Source organism: Nonlabens sp. (genome assembly GCF_965657255.1).
Lineage (GTDB): Bacteria > Bacteroidota > Bacteroidia > Flavobacteriales > Flavobacteriaceae > Nonlabens.
The window spans coordinates 1-19,605 of the sequence record NZ_CBFHNM010000003.1; the positions used below are offsets into that span (position 1 = coordinate 1).

Consider the following 19,605-nt stretch of genomic DNA (forward strand, 5'->3'; position numbering starts at 1 on the left):
GTGGTTGTTCCTACTGGGAATTCATCACCTGAATTATGCGTACTTACAAAAGTATCCACGTCACAGTTATCACTAGCGGTAGGTAAGGTCCAAGTAACTACGGCACCACAAATACCAAGGTCATTATTTACACTGATATCTGCTGGTGTATTTGCAATTACTGGCAATTCATTATCGATAACTACTATATCAAACTGAGTGGTAGAAACATTATTATAAATATCGGTCGCTGTGTAAACTACCGTCGTAGTTCCTACTGGGAATTCATCACCAGAATTATGCGTGCTTACTAAAGTATCCACACTACAATTATCACTTGCCGTTGGTAAGGTCCAAGTAACTGCTGCTCCACAAATACCAAGATCATTATTTACACTGATATCTGCTGGTGTATTTACAATTACTGGCAATTCATTATCGGTAACTACTACATCAAACTGAGTGGTAGAAACATTGTTATGAATATCGGTTGCTGTATAAACTACCGTGGTTGTTCCTACTGGGAATACATCACCAGAATTATGCGTGCTTACTAAAGTATCCACGTCACAGTTATCACTAGCTGTAGGTAAGGTCCAAGTAACTACGGCACCACAAATACCAAGGTCATTATTTACACTGATATCTGCTGGTGTACCTGCAATTACTGGCAACTCATCATCTGTAACTACTACATCAAACTGAGTGGTAGAAACATTGTTATAAATATCGGTCGCCGTGTAAACTACAGTGGTTGTTCCTACTGGGAATTCATCACCAGAATTATGGTTACTTACTAAAGTATCCACGTCACAGTTATCAGTAGCTGTCGGTGCTGTCCAAGTAACTGCTGCTCCACAAATACCAAGGTCATTATTTACACTGATATCTGCTGGTGTATTTGCAATTACTGGCAACTCATTATCGGTAACTACTACATCAAACTGAGTGGTAGAAACATTATTATAAATATCAGTCGCTGTGTAAACTACAGTGGTTGTTCCTACTGGGAATTCATCACCTGAATTATGCGTACTTACAAAAGTATCCACGTCACAGTTATCACTAGCGGTAGGTAAGGTCCAAGTAACTACGGCACCACAAATACCAAGGTCATTATTTACACTGATATCTGCTGGTGTATTTGCAATTACTGGCAATTCATTATCGATAACTACTATATCAAACTGAGTGGTAGAAACATTATTATAAATATCGGTCGCTGTGTAAACTACCGTCGTAGTTCCTACTGGGAATTCATCACCAGAATTATGCGTGCTTACTAAAGTATCCACACTACAATTATCACTTGCCGTTGGTAAGGTCCAAGTAACTGCTGCTCCACAAATACCAAGATCATTATTTACACTGATATCTGCTGGTGTATTTGCAATTACTGGTAACTCATTATCGGTAACTACTACATCAAACTGAGTGGTAGAAACATTGTTATAAATATCGGTCGCTGTATAAACTACCGTAGTTGTTCCTACTGGGAATACATCACCAGAATTATGCGTGCTTACTAAAGTATCCACACTACAATTATCACTTGCCGTTGGTAAGGTCCAAGTAACTGCTGCACCACAAATACCAAGATCATTATTTACGTTGATGTCTACTGGTGTATTTGCAATTACTGGTAACTCATTATCGGTAACTACTATATCAAACTGAGTGGTAGAAACATTGTTATGAATATCGGTCGATGTATAAACTACCGTGGTTGTTCCTACCGGGAATACATCACCAGAGCTTAAGCCTGAACTATCAGTTTGGATTAAGGAATCCCCCACGAACGAAACATTATCCAATCCAAATGCACCAGGTCCAGAATAATCATCTGGAATATTTTGAACAAACACAATTCTAACATTTTGGCCAGAAAATGCATTCATATTATAAGAATTAGAAATCCAATCACCATCAACAGAAGTTCCCGCAAGTGCTGTAACACTCTTAGCTGTTGCCAAAACATTGTTAGATAAATCTCTAATTTGAACTTCATAAATTCTGCTAGAACATCCATCACAAAAATTTAACAGGTCATAATCTAATTGATCATCCCAAGTTAAAGTTCCTCCATTAGCTGGAATATTCACATCTTGATACAAAATTGCAGTTCCTGTTTCACCATCAAAACCGTTTCCTGCTAAGAAATTCTCATCAATAGGAGAGATAGCAGGAAAAAAGCCTGTATCAATAATTGGAGCGGCTGTCCATGGGCTTAATGGATTAGGATTATTGATCGCTGTCCATGCAGTTAATCCAGACTCAAACGAACCATTCTGAATTACTTGGCTATCGAACCCACAATTATCACTTGCTGTTGGTAAGGTCCAAGTAACTACGGCACCACAAATACCAAGGTCATTATTTACACTGATATCTGCTGGTGTATTTACAATTACTGGCAACTCATCATCTGTAACTACTACATCAAACTGAGTGGTAGAAACATTATTATAAATATCAGTCGCCGTGTAAACTACCGTGGTTGTTCCTACTGGGAATTCATCACCAGAATTATGCGTGCTTACTAAAGTATCCACACTACAATTATCACTTGCCGTTGGTAAGGTCCAAGTAACTACGGCACCACAAATACCAAGATCATTATTTACACTGATATCTGCTGGTGTATTTACAATTACTGGCAATTCATTATCGGTAACTACTACATCAAACTGAGTGGTAGAAACATTGTTATGAATATCGGTTGCTGTATAAACTACCGTGGTTGTTCCTACTGGGAATACATCACCAGGATTATGGGTACTTACTAAAGAATCCACACTACAATTATCAATAGCCGTTGGTAAGGTCCAAGTAACTGCTGCACCACAAATACCAAGATCATTATTTACACTGATGTCAGATGGTGTATTTGCAATTACTGGCAACTCATCATCGGTAACTTCTACATCAAACTGAGTGGTAATAGAGACATTATTATGAATATCTGTTGCTGTATAAACTACCGTAGTTGTTCCTACTGGGAATACATCACCTGAATTATGTGTACTTGTTAAAGAAGCAATACTACAATTATCGGTCGCTGTAGGCGCTGTCCAAGTAACTACTGCACCACAGGCTCCGGTGTCATTACTAACACTAATATCTGATGGTGTATTAGTAATTACAGGTAACTGATCATCAGTTATTACTACATCAAATGAGCATTCACTTGTGTTACCAGATGGATCTGTAGCAGTCCATGTTACTGTGGTCGTACCCACATTAAAGGCAACACCGTCTAAGCTTGAACCATTACTTGTAGTCGCACCTGTTAACTCGTACGCCACAGTCGCAGTACAATTATCAGTTGCCGTAGCATCCCAATTCGTTCCTGTATGAGTGTAAGAACAAGCATCATCATCTGCAGTTATTTCTTGATCTGAAACCGTACAAGTAATTACTGGTAGTTCATTATCTATCACCGTCACATTGTATGCACATTGCGTTGTATTTCCAGAGGCATCAGTAACGGTATAGGTAATATTTGTAACACCTACATTAAGTGTTAATGCATTTGGGAAATCATTTCCATTTAATACAGTGGCACCTGATGTTACGTAGGTAACAGATGCAACAGAACAATTATCGCCTGCCGTTGGTATCGTTAAGTTCACTAAAGTATCACAACTACCTGCTGTATTGTTCACAGAAAAATCAGCAGCACAATTTGTTATGGTAGGAAGTTGATTATCAATAACTACTATAGTTATGGTACATAAAGTTTGATTACCGCTGCTATCAGAGGCTGCGAATGTTACATCAGTAGTCCCTACTGGGAAGTTTCCAAAAACAATATCACCAAAGTTTGATAGGAATACATTATTATTAGCAGACTGTGAGGTACTCACAACGCTCACATTATCGTCCCATACAGGCTTAGCCACAGAAACTAAGGCTACACAAGAGCTAGGACCTGCATTAAAAGTATGTGTTGAACCGCAAGTGTAGTTATCAATTTCTGGATCATTAGCTGAATCTGTAGATGACACAAAAGGAGGAATGTTGTCTTCCACTGTTACCGTTGCGTTTGCACTACTTTGATTACCAGTTTCATCAAACACAGTTAACACAACTGTATTCACGCCAGCGTTGGCCAAATCTGAGTCATCAAAAGTATCAGGTGATACCGTCATAAAATCTATAGCACAATTATCTGTAGAACCGTTATCAACTTGAGCAGGTAAAATACTAGCTTCACCATTGTTGTCTAATTGAACTATAATATCTTGAGTAACAACTATTGGGCTCTCAATATCGACTATAGTAGTAATCTCGGTACTTGAGGTAGCTACACAACCGGATTGATTAAACACCGTAACATTGTATATTCCTGGATCTAAACCTGTAATCGTTTCTGTAGTGGCAGTGAAACCACTAGGGCCAGTCCAATCATAAGTATATGTATCTGACCCAGTCAAATTATTAACATTGGCCGTAGCCGTCCCGTCGCCAGAAGCACTACAGGTCTCATCAGTTTTAGTAATAATGGCCTCAAACGGAATACTAAAATTACGATAAGATGTAGCCTCTTGTGAATAGTTGTAAAATCCAAAACGACCTTCTTCAAACGTACCATCTATATTAAATACTTCAGTACCATCAATAAATATAGTGATGTTATCTGCACTATAAGTGACTTTGAAATCATACCAGGTATTATCGGCCCAACCACCTATTGCAGTGTTTGAAGCTAAAACTTCAACACCAGGATCTGTACCTTCCCAAAAAGCATTATTTTGATTCGCAATTCCACCATTAAATCTCATAACTCGCATCCCTGCCATTGCGCCAGATTGATCAGCTTGTTTCCAGTCAAACAGAATCATTTGATAATTATTTGGATTTGCATTTGTAGGGGCTTGATAACCCAATACAAAACCGAAAAAATCATCGTCGGTTGTTGTAAATACACCAAACTCACCTTGGATAGAAGTATTAAAGTAATTTTCTTGACTTACAAAAAACGTTGGATTACTATTGGTGCCTTGTGTGACTGTAAAATCACTATTAGACAAGGTCCAAGATCCATTTGAAAGGTCTCCTTCTTGAATCCAATTAGTTAAGCTAATAGGTATGGCACAGGCCGCTTCAGCATCTTCAATAGTTACGGTTTTTATATCAGACAACTGTACGCAAGACGCATCGGTTAAACCGCCGTACTCGACCACATAACCGTCTATATTTGAATTGTCAAAGGCAAAATCATTCCAGGTACCATCTGTTTTAAAGTGGGCATAATCTTCGCCGCTAGAATCATTAGGTTCATTCGTACTCCAATTGTTATACTCGCCGCCTACAGCACTACCAGATCCTTCACCTTGCCAGAATTGTGTTCCTGCTTCTGGGCCCGTGACCCATAACCATTGATCTTCAGTAGATGCATCGCTCGCACCTATCCAACCTTGACCGGCTAATTTAGCGAAAATAAAGTCGTTTTCAGCTTGGCTCGTCACCGTGGCTAAATAGCCTGGTAAGCCATATAAACTGCGATTGCTCGCTGCTGTTCTAGCGTCTTGCCAAGAAATACCTGATGCAGATACAAATTCGTAAAAATGACCGTTATCTTCTAAGGATTGTGCACTTCCTAACGTAAACTCTATATCACGGCTACTTAAATTTGTACTCGTTGTACTAAACTCAACGCCTTGTAGTAGAGACTGTGCTTGAGCATCGGTCATACTTCCCGATATGCTTAAAACACCTGTAGTTGCGTTAAATGAACTTGTAACTCCAGCTGGTAGAGCAGTACTTACGGCAAGATTATCGCCAGATTGTAAATTATTAATACTCACTCTAAGCTCATCGATCGATTGATCTTGAACAATAATAATTCCTGAATCGACTACATAACCAAAACCACTATTTAAAGCAGCTGTGTCGCCAGAAGTCGCTGTAATCGAAGCGCTTAAACTTAAGGCTATCTCAAAGGTTTGAGAAGTAGATTCCCCTTCACCATCAGTGACTGTAATCGTAATATTAGTAGAGCCTATGGCATCAGCTACAAATGTGTAAGCAAGCTGATAATCAGACCCAGAGTTTGAAATTGTTAATCCTGTATCCTGAATCAATGATTGATTAGATGACGTTGCCGTCACCGTTAATGGGGCCGCTGGAAAATCATCACTCACCGTGAAAGCAACCGGCGCAAACGTCTCACCCACACAAAAACTTAAATCGTCTATCGAAGAAACGACTGGTGTGTCGTTAGCTAAAGTGGTAAAATCTATTGAAGATATGTCACTGGTAACTTGATTACCAAAACCATCGTCAAATTCAGACACAAAGTAAACAGTGTAATCTGTACCATAAGTTAAACCTGTAATATTTTCTACAAAAGAGGTGTTGGCTGTAGTTGAAATATTATTTTCAAATACTACGTTAACTCCATTATAATCTACACCAGCAATAATTTGACTTTCAGTAGGTGCTGTAGCTGATGCCTCAGCTACTAGGAAATAAGTTTGAGAGTCTTGAGTTGTTTGCGCTGTCAAATCGCCAGATGTGTATGTTACATTATCAACAGAAGCTGAAAAACCTAAAGACCTACCATAGTCAATCATGGCATATAACATATTAGTCATTTGAGGTTGAGGTTGCCAACCTGCATTAGTTAGAAAAAAAGGTGTAGTCATTCCTGAAAACAACACCTTGCCACTACCTATGGTTTTCTCAGCAAATACATTACCAGCGCCCGCATTACCATCTTGGTCTGAAACTTTAATAATAGGGTCTAAACCTGGACCTGTTAAAACATTGTGAGCAATAAAGCTCCCAATATATTCATTAGCTATTATTGGTGTATATTCAGTGTCAGTATAAAACGGGTGATTTACATTGAATGGTTCTGATCTACTTATCAAAATCCTTGTTGATGTTATACCAAAACCAGGAGAAAATTGATCACTAGGAAAACTTTCATTCGTTGCAGCACTTATAAAAAGTATTCCGCCATTGTTTACCCAAGACTCAATTAAAGTCATATTACTATTAAGAAAATTAAGCATCATCGACGTGTCAGAATTACCTCCTTCAACAAATACAAAGCTTCTACCTGGTACAAAAACTTGGGATGCATCAACAGTATTATAGAAATAATGGGTATAGTCTGATGGGTAAATCTCATTCATCCCTAAAATCAAACTATTTTGACTCCAAGGTTGTGTTGTATTACTCACATAAGCCGCTGTTGTTTGCGAATTAGCTACATTAGAATTTAATGCAAAACATACTAGAGTAAATAAGAAAATAAAATTTTTCATTAGTTAGACAGTTTAATAGTTAATGTGTCAATAGGTGATAAATCTTTGTTCAGGATTTTAATCTCCACGTCATAAGTTGAATAATAAATTGTGGCATCTAGAATCAAAAAGTTATTTCTATCACTAATTTTTATTTGATCTAAATCGACTACTTCCCTGCCATTGACAAAAGTGTCTTTCGACAATTCAAAACTTGTCTTATCATTTATATACCTTATGATTAGGCCTTCAAAATTTTCTGTAAATATTTCTTTGAATTTATTAGAGTCCTCTATTGAATTAAGAACAATATTTAAATCCTTTTGTCTGTCACTTTTAAAGTTAAGTACTTCATTAGACTGGCCAAAAGATACTAGTGATGCAAATGCAACGATGGTTATTAATAGGTACTTCCTCATTTTAGTGGTATTATTTGTTTTGTGAGTTATTAATGAATTAAAATAATCATGTTAAAGAAATTAGCATTCAAATAAATTTATAAGCGTGATGGTATTAGTTATTAGAATAAAACCTAAAGAAAAATGGCAAGTTTTATGGTTTTACTATAAATTTTTGCAAAAATAGGCCCTAGCGCTAATTGGATGGTATAAACAAACAGTAAGTCGACAAACGTTCAATATGTCTGTTTAAAAGCTAATAAATCAGTTCAAAATAATTTATTTTATTAATTAAATTAACTTATGTTAATTTAATTGTGTTTATATTTGATATTGACTAGGTAAGTGATTCATAAAAAAGGTGAAATACGTTTATTTTGAATTTATATTATTATACCGAAAGCAGCTTGATTCACAGCTTACATATCGTAATCAACTTTTATTTAAGAATTAGGCAGGAACCAAATTTAAGTTCTATGAAAATTCTTTAAATTAGGAAAGATCTAGATTGACCATATCATCTAGTAATAGAGTTAGATAATTATATTGGGATATAATGTAGTTGATTAAAATTCACAGACTGGCATAATTGCGCGATATACAAAAAGAAAGTTATGAGCATTCAAAGTAGTTACTAGTAGAATCTAGATTTGCTCTTTGCTGTAAATTGAGCATAAAAAAAGGCCTTTCAATTAAGAAAGACCTTTGAGTACTCGAGACGGGACTTGAACCCGTACGGGCATTACTACCCATTGGATTTTAAGTCCAACGTGTCTACCAATTCCACCACTCGAGCGATTGTGTCAGCGACACATCATTGGTATTATAAAATTATTTAAGAACAAACTTTGGAGCGAAAGACGGGATTTGAACCCGCGACCTCCACCTTGGCAAGGTGATGCTCTACCCCTGAGCTACTTTCGCAATTTTAAAAAGTGGAATGCTTTCTAAAGCGGTTGCAAATTTAACAACTTTCCTTATACTGCAAAGGAAAAAAGTAAAAATTATGAATTTGACTTCTCTTTTTTTACCAACATGCGTTTGATCTCGTTTAATTTCATCAAAGCTTCTACTGGTGTTAAGGTGTTTATGTCGACTTGTAGGATCTCTTGTTTGATATTTTCCAGAAGCGGATCGTCTAGATTAAAGAAGCTTAATTGCATTTCTTCTTCTTGTAGATTCTTCATTGCCTCTTTAGAGTCTTCCTGTTTATGAGTCTTCTCAAGCCTTTTCAGTATTTTATTTGCTTTAGAGATTACTTGCTGGGGCATACCGGCCATTTTTGCAACATGAATCCCAAAACTATGATGACTACCGCCAGAGACTAATTTGCGCATAAAAAGCACCTTATCCTTTAATTCTTTAATCTCAACATTAAAGTTTTTAATACGGTTAAATTGAGTAGTCATTTCATTCAATTCGTGATAATGAGTCGCAAATAGGGTTTTTGGACTGGATGGATGTTCATGTAGATATTCTGTTATAGCCCACGCAATAGAAATACCATCGTAAGTACTTGTTCCACGACCTATTTCATCTAATAGTACCAAACTCTTTTCACTGATATTATTTAAAATACTCGCACTTTCATTCATCTCTGTCATGAACGTTGATTCTCCTTGAGAAATATTATCACTTGCTCCTACTCTAGTAAAAATCTTATCTACTATTCCCATTTTGACTTCTTCAGCAGGAACGAAACTACCTATTTGCGCAAGAAGAACGATCAAGGCTGTCTGTCTTAGAATGGCACTTTTACCGCTCATGTTAGGACCAGTAATCATTATGATTTGCTGGGTGTCGCGATCTAACTGAACATCATTTGGAATATACGGTTGATCTGCAGGTAACATTTTTTCAATTACTGGATGGCGACCATTTGTAATTACCAAATCATCGTTATCCAATAATATTGGCCTGATATAATTAGAAGACATTGCATGAGACGCAAAAGAAATCAAGCAATCTAGCTGTCCTATTAATTGAGAATTGTTCTGTATTGTTTTTATAAATGGCAAAATTTCTTTGACTACATCATCAAAAAGTTCCTGTTGTAAAGCGTTGATACGCTCTTCTGCACCCAGAATTTTACCTTCATATTCTTTAAGTTCCTCTGTAATGTATCGTTCTGCATTAACTAAGGTCTGCTTACGCGTCCATTCTGTTGGGACTTTATCTTTATGTGTGTTTCTTACTTCAATGTAATAGCCAAAAACATTATTACTTGATATTTTGAGACTGGTAATACCTGTTTCTTCAGCGTGGCGAGCTAACATTTTATCAAGGTAATCTTTACCAGAAGTAGCTAGTCCTCTTAATTCATCAAGTTCCTCATTATAACCTTGAGCAATCGTATTCCCTTTTAAAATATTAACTGGAGCTTGTTCATCAATCGCTTGTTTAAATAAATCTATTAAATGTATACAAGGGTTTAAACTTTCACCAATAATATTTAGAGCCTTATTATCAGAAGCTATCGCTTTTTCCTTTACTGGAATAATAGCTTCCAAACTGTTTTTAAGCTGTACTATCTCTCGAGGACAAATTTTACCTACTGCAACTTTAGAAATTAACCTTTCTAAATCGCTCATACGTTTTAAGTAGGATTTAATTTCTTCTTGTTGCTCTTGTGAAGTTGTAAAATACGCTACTACATCGTGACGTTTTTTAATCAGAACAGCATCCTTTAATGGAAAAGCCATCCACCTTTTCAACATGCGCCCACCCATTGCAGTAGTGGTTTTATCAATAACATCAATTAGAGTAACCGCGCCTTGACTTAAAGGTGTGTATAACTCTAGGTTGCGCACCGTGAAGCGATCCATCCAAACAAAATTATCATCTTCAATACGAGAAACATTAGAAATATGATCTAGTTTATCATGTTGAGTTTCTTCCAGATAATGGAGAATAGCTCCTGCCGAAATTAAAGCTTGATCTAATTTATCTACTCCAAAACCTTTTAAAGAATTTACCTTAAAATGTTTGAGTAACGAGTCTTTTGCAAAGTCAATTTGAAACACCCAATCTTCTAAATGGAAAAATGGTAAGTCATAAGGAAATTGCTGAGCGAGTGATTTTTTATCGCTACGCGTTACCAAAAGCTCGCTGGGGTTAAAATTTTGTAGCAGTTTATCTACCTCTTCTTTATTTCCCTGAGAAACTAAAAACTCTCCAGTAGAAATATCAAGAAAAGCAACACCGTATACATTTTTATTTACGGACAGTGAAGCAAGAAAGTTATTTGTTTTAGAGCTAAGAACTTCATCATTTAAAGAAACTCCTGGCGTTATTAATTCTGTAACACCTCGCTTTACTATAGATTTAGTTTGTTTAGGATCTTCTAGTTGGTCACAGATTGCCACTCTTTCTCCAGCTTTTACCAGTTTAGGTAAATATGTATTTAAAGAATGATGTGGAAAACCAGCTAATTCTATTTGATCACCACCATTGTTTCTAGCAGTAAGTACAATATTCAAAATACGCGCAGTTTTAATCGCGTCTTCCCCAAATGTTTCATAGAAATCACCTACCCTAAACAGCAACAAAGCATCAGGATACTTGGTCTTGATCTTATTGTATTGCTGCATTAAAGGAGTTACCTTCTTTGATTTAGTGGCCAATTTTTTACTTTTTTAGGAATATCAAAAGTACGATTTAGCCACTGTCATCAGTACCAAACTATAGAACAGTTTTCAACAGTCTAACCTATTATTTGTAGTAATTCTTAAGATTAAGAATTAGATTTTGCTCTCAAACATTGTCTGTATTTATATCCAACACAAAACCCTTTTGGTTGCTCGCTTCGCTTTGTCGCCAACCGGTTTTCCCTTTTTCAAATAGAAATGCTTGCACTTTTTCAAGTTCCAATTCAAGATCTCTAATTATTAGGTATTTGTTTGATATCAACAGGTCCATTAGGGCTGACTACATACACTTTAGGATTAGGGATTTTAACTGGTGCCGGCTGCGGCACTGGTTCTTTAACAATAGGTTTAAGCGTGTATCGCAGGCTTAAGTCCATTCCTAATTGTATTACTGGTTTTATAATAGCAGCGTTTACTACCACATCATAACCGTTGTATGGAATAGGATCATAATAGTAAGAAGTAGGCTTTCTCACGGTAGTCACGCTCTTTTGATTTTTAAGAGATTCCATGCTTATGTTTTCTGCTGCGAGGTAGCTTTTATAGAAATCTTTAGGAGTGTGGTAATATTTTTTATCGGCCATGATGACATCGTACTTGCTCATGTCAAAGCCTAGTTTTTCATAGTAGGCTTTTTTCTTCGTTACCTCAGCAAGTAATTTGTTTTGAAGATCTTCATAAACTGCTTCCAGGTTTTTTACATAGTAATCTACTTTCACCAGGTTGTAAACCTCTGCTTTACCGCAAGCGGTTAGGATTTTCTGAAAATCACTGTCCTTTTTATAACTGATCAACAGATTTTGCTGTAATTCAAATCCTACTGGAACTTCTGTATATGTTTTAGAAAAAAGTTTTTTAGTTACTTCAATCTCATATTGCGGCACAAATGAAATCATATCTAAGGCAAACTGACCTTGAAAACCACTGGAATTCAATTCCTTTTTAACTAGTTCGATTTTATCGTTCATTAATTGTGTCGTTTCCTCGGCAGTTTTTCCTACTTGCACGATATTAAAAACAGCGGTATAATCCGTCGCGTCTACATTGTAAAGAGACCTTAAATTGATGTTGAGTATACTGCTAGGTTGAAGCGGCACATACTGTTGTGCGTAAGGATTTCCATAAGCAACACCATTGCCCATACTGGTAGCAATATTTGCTCTAGATATATCCATATCAACTACTTTATTATTGAAATTTCCCATGTGTTGCGCATGGATACAAAGTGCGGCAAACATTAAGATAGAGGTGAATAGCTTTTTCATTTTCTGTTGATTTTGAATCAAATCTATCCGTATAAAAAAGTTATAAATAACTAGAATGAGTAAAAAGAGTATTTGAATGAGTGAAAAGAGTTGGTTGTTGAGTAAGCTTTCGCGAAAGCGAGATAAACACCTTCTAACATGCCCTAAACAAGCATTTTGAAAAAGTTTATATGTTTTTTAATGACTAAGTTTACACCGCAATGAAACACATTACCCTATTTTTATTCTTGCTTTTTACGGTTCAAATAACTGTTGCACAAAGCCAAGGTTACAACAAGAGAAATACCAAAGAAACTTCTATGGTGCTGCAAGGTCGCGTCGTTACTGAAAATGGCACACCTATTACAGGAGTAAATATTGAAGGTGCTTTAGGAAGCTATGCCACAACTGATGCTAGAGGATATTTCAAACTGCCTGCTAATATGGGTGATGAAGTCACTATAAGTGGTGTTGGTTTTGAAACCGTTTACTATCGTATTAGAAGTCTGGACGATCTTGAAATAAAAGTACAAAGCACAAAGCAAGACACTAAAAAATTAAGCACCTTATCTTATCAAGTAGCCATGGATAGTGCACAATTGTATCTCAAAAAAGATGCTCAAAAAACAGCTGATTTTCTCATTGCAGCATTATCTAACAATCCTAAATCGCTCAGTAAGAATCAAGAAGGTGCCGCATATGAAAAGTTAGGTGATTTATATAGTTTTAATAAGCAATATGATCTCGCGATAGATAATTATACGCAAGCAGAAAAGCTAGTGACCTCACCGCAACTTACTATTAAAAAGGCAGATGCCTTGCGATTAAATGGAAATTATCAAGAGGCTATTGTCGCTTATTCTAATTCTAATACATCTGCTAATAGAAAATCAAAAAATAACAGCACTGGACTATCTCCTTCTTTAGAAATTAAAAGGCTCAATGGACTTGCTACCGCTTATAGAAAAACAAATCAGATCAATCCATCGCTTAATACCTATAAACAAGCATTAAGGCTAGCCGAAAAAAATAAGTTGATCACACAAGTAAGTTCTATAAATACAAATATTGCCCAACTATTAAATGATATAGGTCAGGTAGATGATGCAGAGGTTTTTTATAATACAGCTATTCAAGTAGCTAAAACGGAAAGTCCTCAAGCAAATGTGATCACTCAATCTCAAACTGCAGATTTTTATAATAGCAATGCACAGTTTGATAAAGAGATTGCATTACGTAAAAGCAATATTGCTATCCTAGATGATATAGCTGCTGACAGTATTTCAAGTAAAAGAGCAAAAAAAGTACGTCTTACTGATTCTAAAGATGTATTAGAAAGCGAACCTATATCTGTAGAAGCTGATATAGAAGAAATCGTTATAGAAAGTTTTGCTTCGGGAAAAACAGTTGCTCCAGTTAAAAATACTTCTAATATGGAAGGATTATCTAAACAAAAGGAACAACTTAAAATAGCCGAAGCTTTAAAGGCTCAAAATAAAATAACAGAAGCGATTACTTATTATGAATCAAGCCTAGAGGAAGCTACAGTAAACAATGATCTAGAGGTGAAAAAAGATGCAGCAAAAAGTCTTTATGAGCTCAATAAAACTGCTGGGAACACAAAAAAAGCGCTTGCTTTCAATGATTTATACATCACAACCGTAGATGCTCTTTATTTAGAAAAAGAAAATGAACTAGAGGAAACAGCTAGAAAAGCAAAAGAACTAGTTTCCAAACAAACGAGAATACTAACCTTAGAAAAAGATCGCGAGCTTACTGAAAATAAAATCGCGTTGATAAATACAGAGCAAGAACTTACACAAGAGATGAACCAGCGCCAGCGATGGATTATTTATTCATTAATTGCGCTTAGTCTGCTGCTTCTTTCACTTGCTTACTTTATGTATCGCAACAATAAACAGCAAAAGATCAATAACCATTTACTGGCCTTAAAATCGCTGCGCAGCCAGATGAATCCGCATTTTATATTTAATGCGCTCAACTCTGTTAATAACTACATCGCTCAAAATGATGAACGTGCAGCAAATAAATACCTTGCCGACTTCTCAAAACTCATGCGTAGTGTTTTAGAGAATAGCGAGCTAGACTTCATACCACTAGAGAAAGAGATCGATCTTTTAGGATTGTATTTAAAGTTAGAGCATGAACGTTTCAAGGATAAATTTGATTTTACACTTAGTATAGATCCATCGCTGGAAAATGCAAAACTTCAAGTTCCACCTATGTTGTTACAGCCTATTATTGAAAATGCGGTATGGCATGGACTGCGGTATAAAAAAGAAAAAGGCTTTTTAAATGTTGCTTTCGCGAAAGCGGAAAAAGGAATCCAAGTCACCATAACAGATAACGGAATAGGACGCGAAAAATCTAAAGCCATAAAAACAGAACATCAAAAGAAACGTGATTCTAAAGGCTTGGGTAATATTAAAAATCGTGTGGCATTGTTAAACGAGCTGCACGATTGCGAGATTGATATCGAGGTAACCGACGCTGGATTGAGTCCTGATGTGGGAACTACCGTTGTGGTGACCATTAAAAATTAAGCAAATGAAACTAAACGCTATAATTGTTGAAGACGAACAAATATCAAGGGATATTTTAAAAAGCTATATTTCAAAATATTGCAAAGATGTCACCGTTTTAAATGAAGCCACTAATGTAGATGAAGCTTATAAGCTACTTGAAAAAGCAGAAGTTGACCTGGTATTTCTTGACGTAGAAATGCCTTATGGAACTGCATTTGATTTACTTGATAAATTACCCAATCGCACTTTTGAAACCGTTTTTGTAACCGCTTATGATCAATATGCAAAAGATGCTCTGAATCAGCAAGCGGCATATTATCTCACCAAGCCTATAGATATAGACGAGTTAATTAAAGCAATAGAAATAGTACAAGCTATTAAAACTAGAGAAAGCGAGGTAAATGTAGATGTAAGCATCAAAGAAGAAAACAGTTCTCAACTAACCGATAAAATAACGATCCCTACACAAGAAGGCTTTGAAGTGTTGCCTATAAAGGATATCATTTATTGCAGCGCAGACGATAATTACACACATATTTATCTAGAAAACGGTAAAAAGCTAGTTTCAAAAACGTTGAAACACTTTGATGATATGCTTTCTGAAAAAGGCTTTGCGCGTATACATAAATCTTATTTGATTAATGTTTCTCATGTCACAGCCTATAAAAAAGGAAAAGGTGGAAGCGTGCTATTAGGTAAAGTAGAACTGCCCGTAAGTCCTGGTAAGAAACTAGGATTGTTTGAGTATTTTGGCTAGTTGTTTATTATTTAAAAGTTCTGAGCTTAAAGCAGGCTTTTAGCATCATATGAAGCCCTTTTGGTTAGCAACAAGTTAAGTTGCTTAATCTGTTTTCCCTTTGGAAAAGGGAAATGCTTTATTTAGATTCTTAATTCCAATAATCCATCTAGCTGTTCTAGTTGTTTACTAAAAATCTAACAAAACTACCTCACGATTTGCTATCTCGCTGGTTAAAGAATCTAGGGTCTGTGTTTGTAAATTAGAATAAAGTATATGCTCTCCAGGCTTTACACTTTCATTAAGCAAATTTTGTTCTTTTAAAATATGGAGCGTTTGTCTTGCTACTGCTGCCCCAGAATCTATGATGCGTACTCGTCTAGGAAGTAGATCTTGCAACATTTCTTTGATATATGGATAATGACTACAACCCAAAACGAGATAGTCAATTCCTGAGATCATAAAAGGTTCTGTAATCCCTACAAGTAGATCACGCATTTCTTCTGTATCCTTTTTACCGGCCTCAATCAATTCTACGATACCAGTACCTACTATCTCTATAGTATTTACATTTTGAGTAAACTCTTTATGAGTTTTATTAAACAACTCACTTGATAAAGTTCCTTTTGTGGCTAGAATCCCTACTTTCTTAGTATCCGTTTGAATGGCAGCAGGTTTTATCGCAGGTTCAATACCTATGAACGGCACATCATAATGAGCGCGTAAATAAGAAATAGCATTTGTGGTAGCTGTATTACAAGGAACAGCAATCAATTTACAATTTTGTTTCAGTAAAAATTCTGTGTTTTTAATACAAAGAGATATGATATCTTCTCTAGACTTGCGACCGTATGGCGCGTATTTTGAGTCGGCTAGATAGATGGTGTTTTCATGAGGCAATAATTCTATTACTTCTTTCCATACGCTGGTGCCACCTACACCAGAATCAAAAAAACCTATCGGATTCTCATTCATAGTTGTAAAAATAGGGGAAATAAAAGAAAAGATTGCTGCACCTCAAGAGGAAAGAAAAAAGACCATTTTTATAAAGACTTTTTCTTAGTACACCGCTTTCGCGAAAGCGGAATAAACAACATTTTTAAAGTTTAATGACATCCACAATCGCCATCACCACAGTTAGAAGAGTTGAATTTTTTGGGAAATAAACTTTTCCTAAACAACCAAAGTACTGCCAAAATAGCAGCTAAAATGACTATGATGGTCTGTGCGATGTACATTATTTTAAAATTTGGAATGCACCCAAAGCGGCAAAATAAGCGGCCGCCGTCATGAATACAAATTGAATGGCTGGCCATTTCCAGCTATTAGTTTCTCGTTTTACAATCGCCAGCGTACTCATACATTGCATGGCAAATGCATAAAATAACAGTAGGGATATACCGCTAGCAAAATTAAATAATGGACCACCTAGAATAGGATTAGTCTCTGCAGCCATACGGTTTTTGATAGTTTGTTCTTCTTCTCCATCGCTTTCTACACTGTAAATAGTGGCTAGAGTACCAACAAATACCTCACGGGCTGCAAAAGAACTAACAATCGCGATTCCTATTTTCCAGTCATAACCTAAAGGTCTTACTGCTGGCTCAATGCCTTTTCCTATATAGCCTATAAAACTATATTCTAGCTCATGAGAGGCAATTTTTTGATCCATTTCTGCCTCGCTTAAATTTTGGTCAGCATATTTTTCTTTCACAATAGTTTCTGCTCCATTAAATTGATCTCCAACGCCGTAGCTAGCAAGAATCCATAATATTATAGAAATAGCCATGATTATTTTTCCAGCGCCGACTACAAAGCTCTTCGTTTTTTCAATTACTGTAATAGCAACGTTTTTAAGCATCGGTAATTTGTAAGCTGGCATTTCCATGACAAAAAATGCCTTGCGCTTTATAGGTAATATCTTATTTAACACCCAGGCAGAAAATATGGCTGCACCAAAACCTAGTAAATACAACAACATTAACGTAAGTCCTTGCATGTTAAATGCGCCGCCTAAAATGCGCTCATCAGGAATTACTAAAGCAATAATGATCAAGTAAACAGGTAATCTAGCAGAGCAGGTTGTAAAAGGAACGACTAGAATAGTAATCAATCTCTCTTTCCAGTCTTCTATATTCCTTGTAGCCATAACCGCTGGTATGGCGCAAGCTGTTCCAGACACTAATGGAACAACACTTTTACCACTTAGTCCAAATCGCTTCATGATATGGTCCATAAGAAAAACCACGCGACTCATGTAACCGCTTTCTTCTAAAATGGCTATGAATAGAAATAAGAACGCTATTTGAGGAATAAAGATGACTATTCCACCTAGTCCAGGAATAATACCTTCAGCAAAGAGATCTGTTAGTGGTCCTGAAGGAAAAACAGTGTTTACCCAAGAGCTAGCACTAGCAAATGCTTGATCAATCCAGTCCATGGGATACGTACTCCAATCATAAATAGCCTGAAAAATAACCAGCAAAATCACAAAAAAGATCAAATAACCCCAAACTTTATGAAGTAATATGCGATCTAATCTTGATCGTAAGTCTTTTGCATTTTCCGTATCAATAGAAAGTACTTTTTTAAGCAAACCATTTATGAATTGGTAACGCACAACGGTTTCTTTGTGTTGCATTTTCTTAAGGTCTGACTCTGATTTGATATCAAACTTATGTTGTTTTAAATCTTCTATATCACGATTGCGATCTAGTTTACCAAAGTTGACATCTTGTGTTATAACCAGCCATAATTTATATACCAATTGATTGGGATAAGTTTTTTTAAGCTTTTCAAAATATTCTACATCAATTACCGATGCATTTAAACAAGGCTCTGACGTTAACTGCTTATAGTTTGCTATAGCATCCTTTAAATTATCAATTCCTTGATTTTTACGCGCACTTACTAGAACTACTTTAGTATTCAGTTCTTCTTCTAAAAGCTCAATATCTAACGATATCGCTTTGCGTTCCATACGGTCTGCCATATTGATGACTAGAATTGTAGGGATTTCTAGGTCCTTAATTTGCGTAAAGACCAGAAGGTTGCGCTTCAAGTTTTCAATATCAGATACTACTACCGCAACATCTGGAAAGTCTTTAGAATTTCTATTAAGTAGTGTTTCTACCACAATACTCTCATCTAGAGAAGTGGTGTTTAAACTATAAGTTCCAGGTAAGTCTAGAATATGCGCTTTAAGACCACGATCCAGTTTACAAATTCCTTCTTTTTTCTCAACAGTAATTCCTGGATAATTACCAACCTGTTGATTGAGTCCAGTTAATCTATTAAATAAAGACGTTTTTCCTGTATTAGGATTACCTATAAGAGATACATTAATCGATTTACCCATGGATTTCAACGCTTATTTTGACTGCAGTTTCTCTTCTTATAGCGAGATGCGTTCCATTGATATCTAGATAGATAGGATCTTTAAATGGTGCTGATTGCATCATGGTTACTCTGTTACCAGGTAAACAACCCATTTCCAGTAATTTTAATGGTACGTCTATTTCATCAAATTCCTTGATGATCGCGGTTTCTCCTCTCTTTAATTCTGCTACAGTAGTTATCAAGCCTTATTTAGAATAAATTTGAATAAGCAAAAATAAGCTATGATTATGATTTGGTAAAATTTATGTTGTTAAAGAAGTATGAAGGTGGATGGATCTCGCTTTCTATTTTCTTTTTTGAAAATAGAAGTTTATGCTGAACTTGTTTCAGTACGAAAGAGGAATCAACAAACATCATATTGAAATAAAGAAGCCTCTATTGTAAAATATAGAGGCTTCAG

At 36.0% G+C, this 19,605-nt stretch carries 9 protein-coding genes and 2 tRNA genes; 2 read left to right on the plus strand and 9 right to left on the minus strand.

Features of this window, described 5'->3' with window-relative positions; translation table 11 throughout:
- From ACTF54_RS04265 to ACTF54_RS04290, 6 genes are all read right to left on the minus strand, one after another.
- On the minus strand, positions 1-7,256 hold a 7,256-nt coding region (locus tag ACTF54_RS04265), incomplete at its 3' end, for an HYR domain-containing protein (RefSeq protein ID WP_438968822.1).
- Positions 7,256-7,654, minus strand: coding sequence for a hypothetical protein (locus tag ACTF54_RS04270; RefSeq protein ID WP_438968823.1), 399 nt, complete (start codon positions 7,652-7,654; stop codon positions 7,256-7,258). The genes ACTF54_RS04270 and ACTF54_RS04265, both read right to left, overlap by 1 nt.
- Positions 7,655-8,343: 689 nt before the next feature.
- Positions 8,344-8,429 (minus strand) — tRNA-Leu (locus ACTF54_RS04275).
- A 53-nt stretch (positions 8,430-8,482) separates the two neighbouring features.
- Positions 8,483-8,557 (minus strand) — tRNA-Gly (locus tag ACTF54_RS04280).
- 80 nt (positions 8,558-8,637) lie between these two features.
- A complete protein-coding gene (gene mutS, locus ACTF54_RS04285) occupies positions 8,638-11,256 on the minus strand; it encodes a DNA mismatch repair protein MutS (RefSeq protein WP_438968824.1) in 2,619 nt (872 codons plus the stop codon).
- Between the two features lie 257 nt (positions 11,257-11,513).
- The gene (locus ACTF54_RS04290) at positions 11,514-12,545 is read right to left on the minus strand and encodes a hypothetical protein (protein WP_438968825.1); all 1,032 of its coding nucleotides are present in this window, start codon (positions 12,543-12,545) and stop codon (positions 11,514-11,516) included.
- 200 nt (positions 12,546-12,745) lie between these two features.
- Here ACTF54_RS04290 and ACTF54_RS04295 point away from each other — a divergent pair, with 200 nt between their 5' ends.
- Both ACTF54_RS04295 and ACTF54_RS04300 read left to right on the plus strand, forming a co-directional pair.
- Positions 12,746-15,088 (plus strand): histidine kinase, encoded by a 2,343-nt coding sequence (locus ACTF54_RS04295; RefSeq protein ID WP_347196823.1) that lies wholly within the window; start codon positions 12,746-12,748, stop codon positions 15,086-15,088.
- Positions 15,089-15,092: 4 nt separating this feature from the next.
- A complete protein-coding gene (locus ACTF54_RS04300) occupies positions 15,093-15,827 on the plus strand; it encodes a LytR/AlgR family response regulator transcription factor (RefSeq protein ID WP_347196824.1) in 735 nt (244 codons plus the stop codon).
- Positions 15,828-15,995: 168 nt separating this feature from the next.
- Here ACTF54_RS04300 and murI read toward each other — a convergent pair whose 3' ends face one another.
- The 3 genes from murI to ACTF54_RS04315 form a co-directional block, all read right to left on the minus strand.
- Positions 15,996-16,781: a glutamate racemase gene (murI, locus tag ACTF54_RS04305; protein WP_347202398.1), complete on the minus strand. Its 786-nt coding sequence runs from the start codon at positions 16,779-16,781 to the stop codon at positions 15,996-15,998.
- A gap of 262 nt (positions 16,782-17,043) precedes the next feature.
- Entirely contained in the window at positions 17,044-19,164 is a 2,121-nt protein-coding gene (feoB, locus tag ACTF54_RS04310; RefSeq protein ID WP_438968826.1) for a ferrous iron transport protein B, read from the minus strand.
- Positions 19,157-19,387 (minus strand): FeoA family protein, encoded by a 231-nt coding sequence (locus ACTF54_RS04315; RefSeq protein ID WP_347196827.1) that lies wholly within the window; start codon positions 19,385-19,387, stop codon positions 19,157-19,159. Before ACTF54_RS04315 ends, feoB begins: the two co-directional genes overlap by 8 nt.
- Positions 19,388-19,605: the final 218 nt, after the last annotated feature.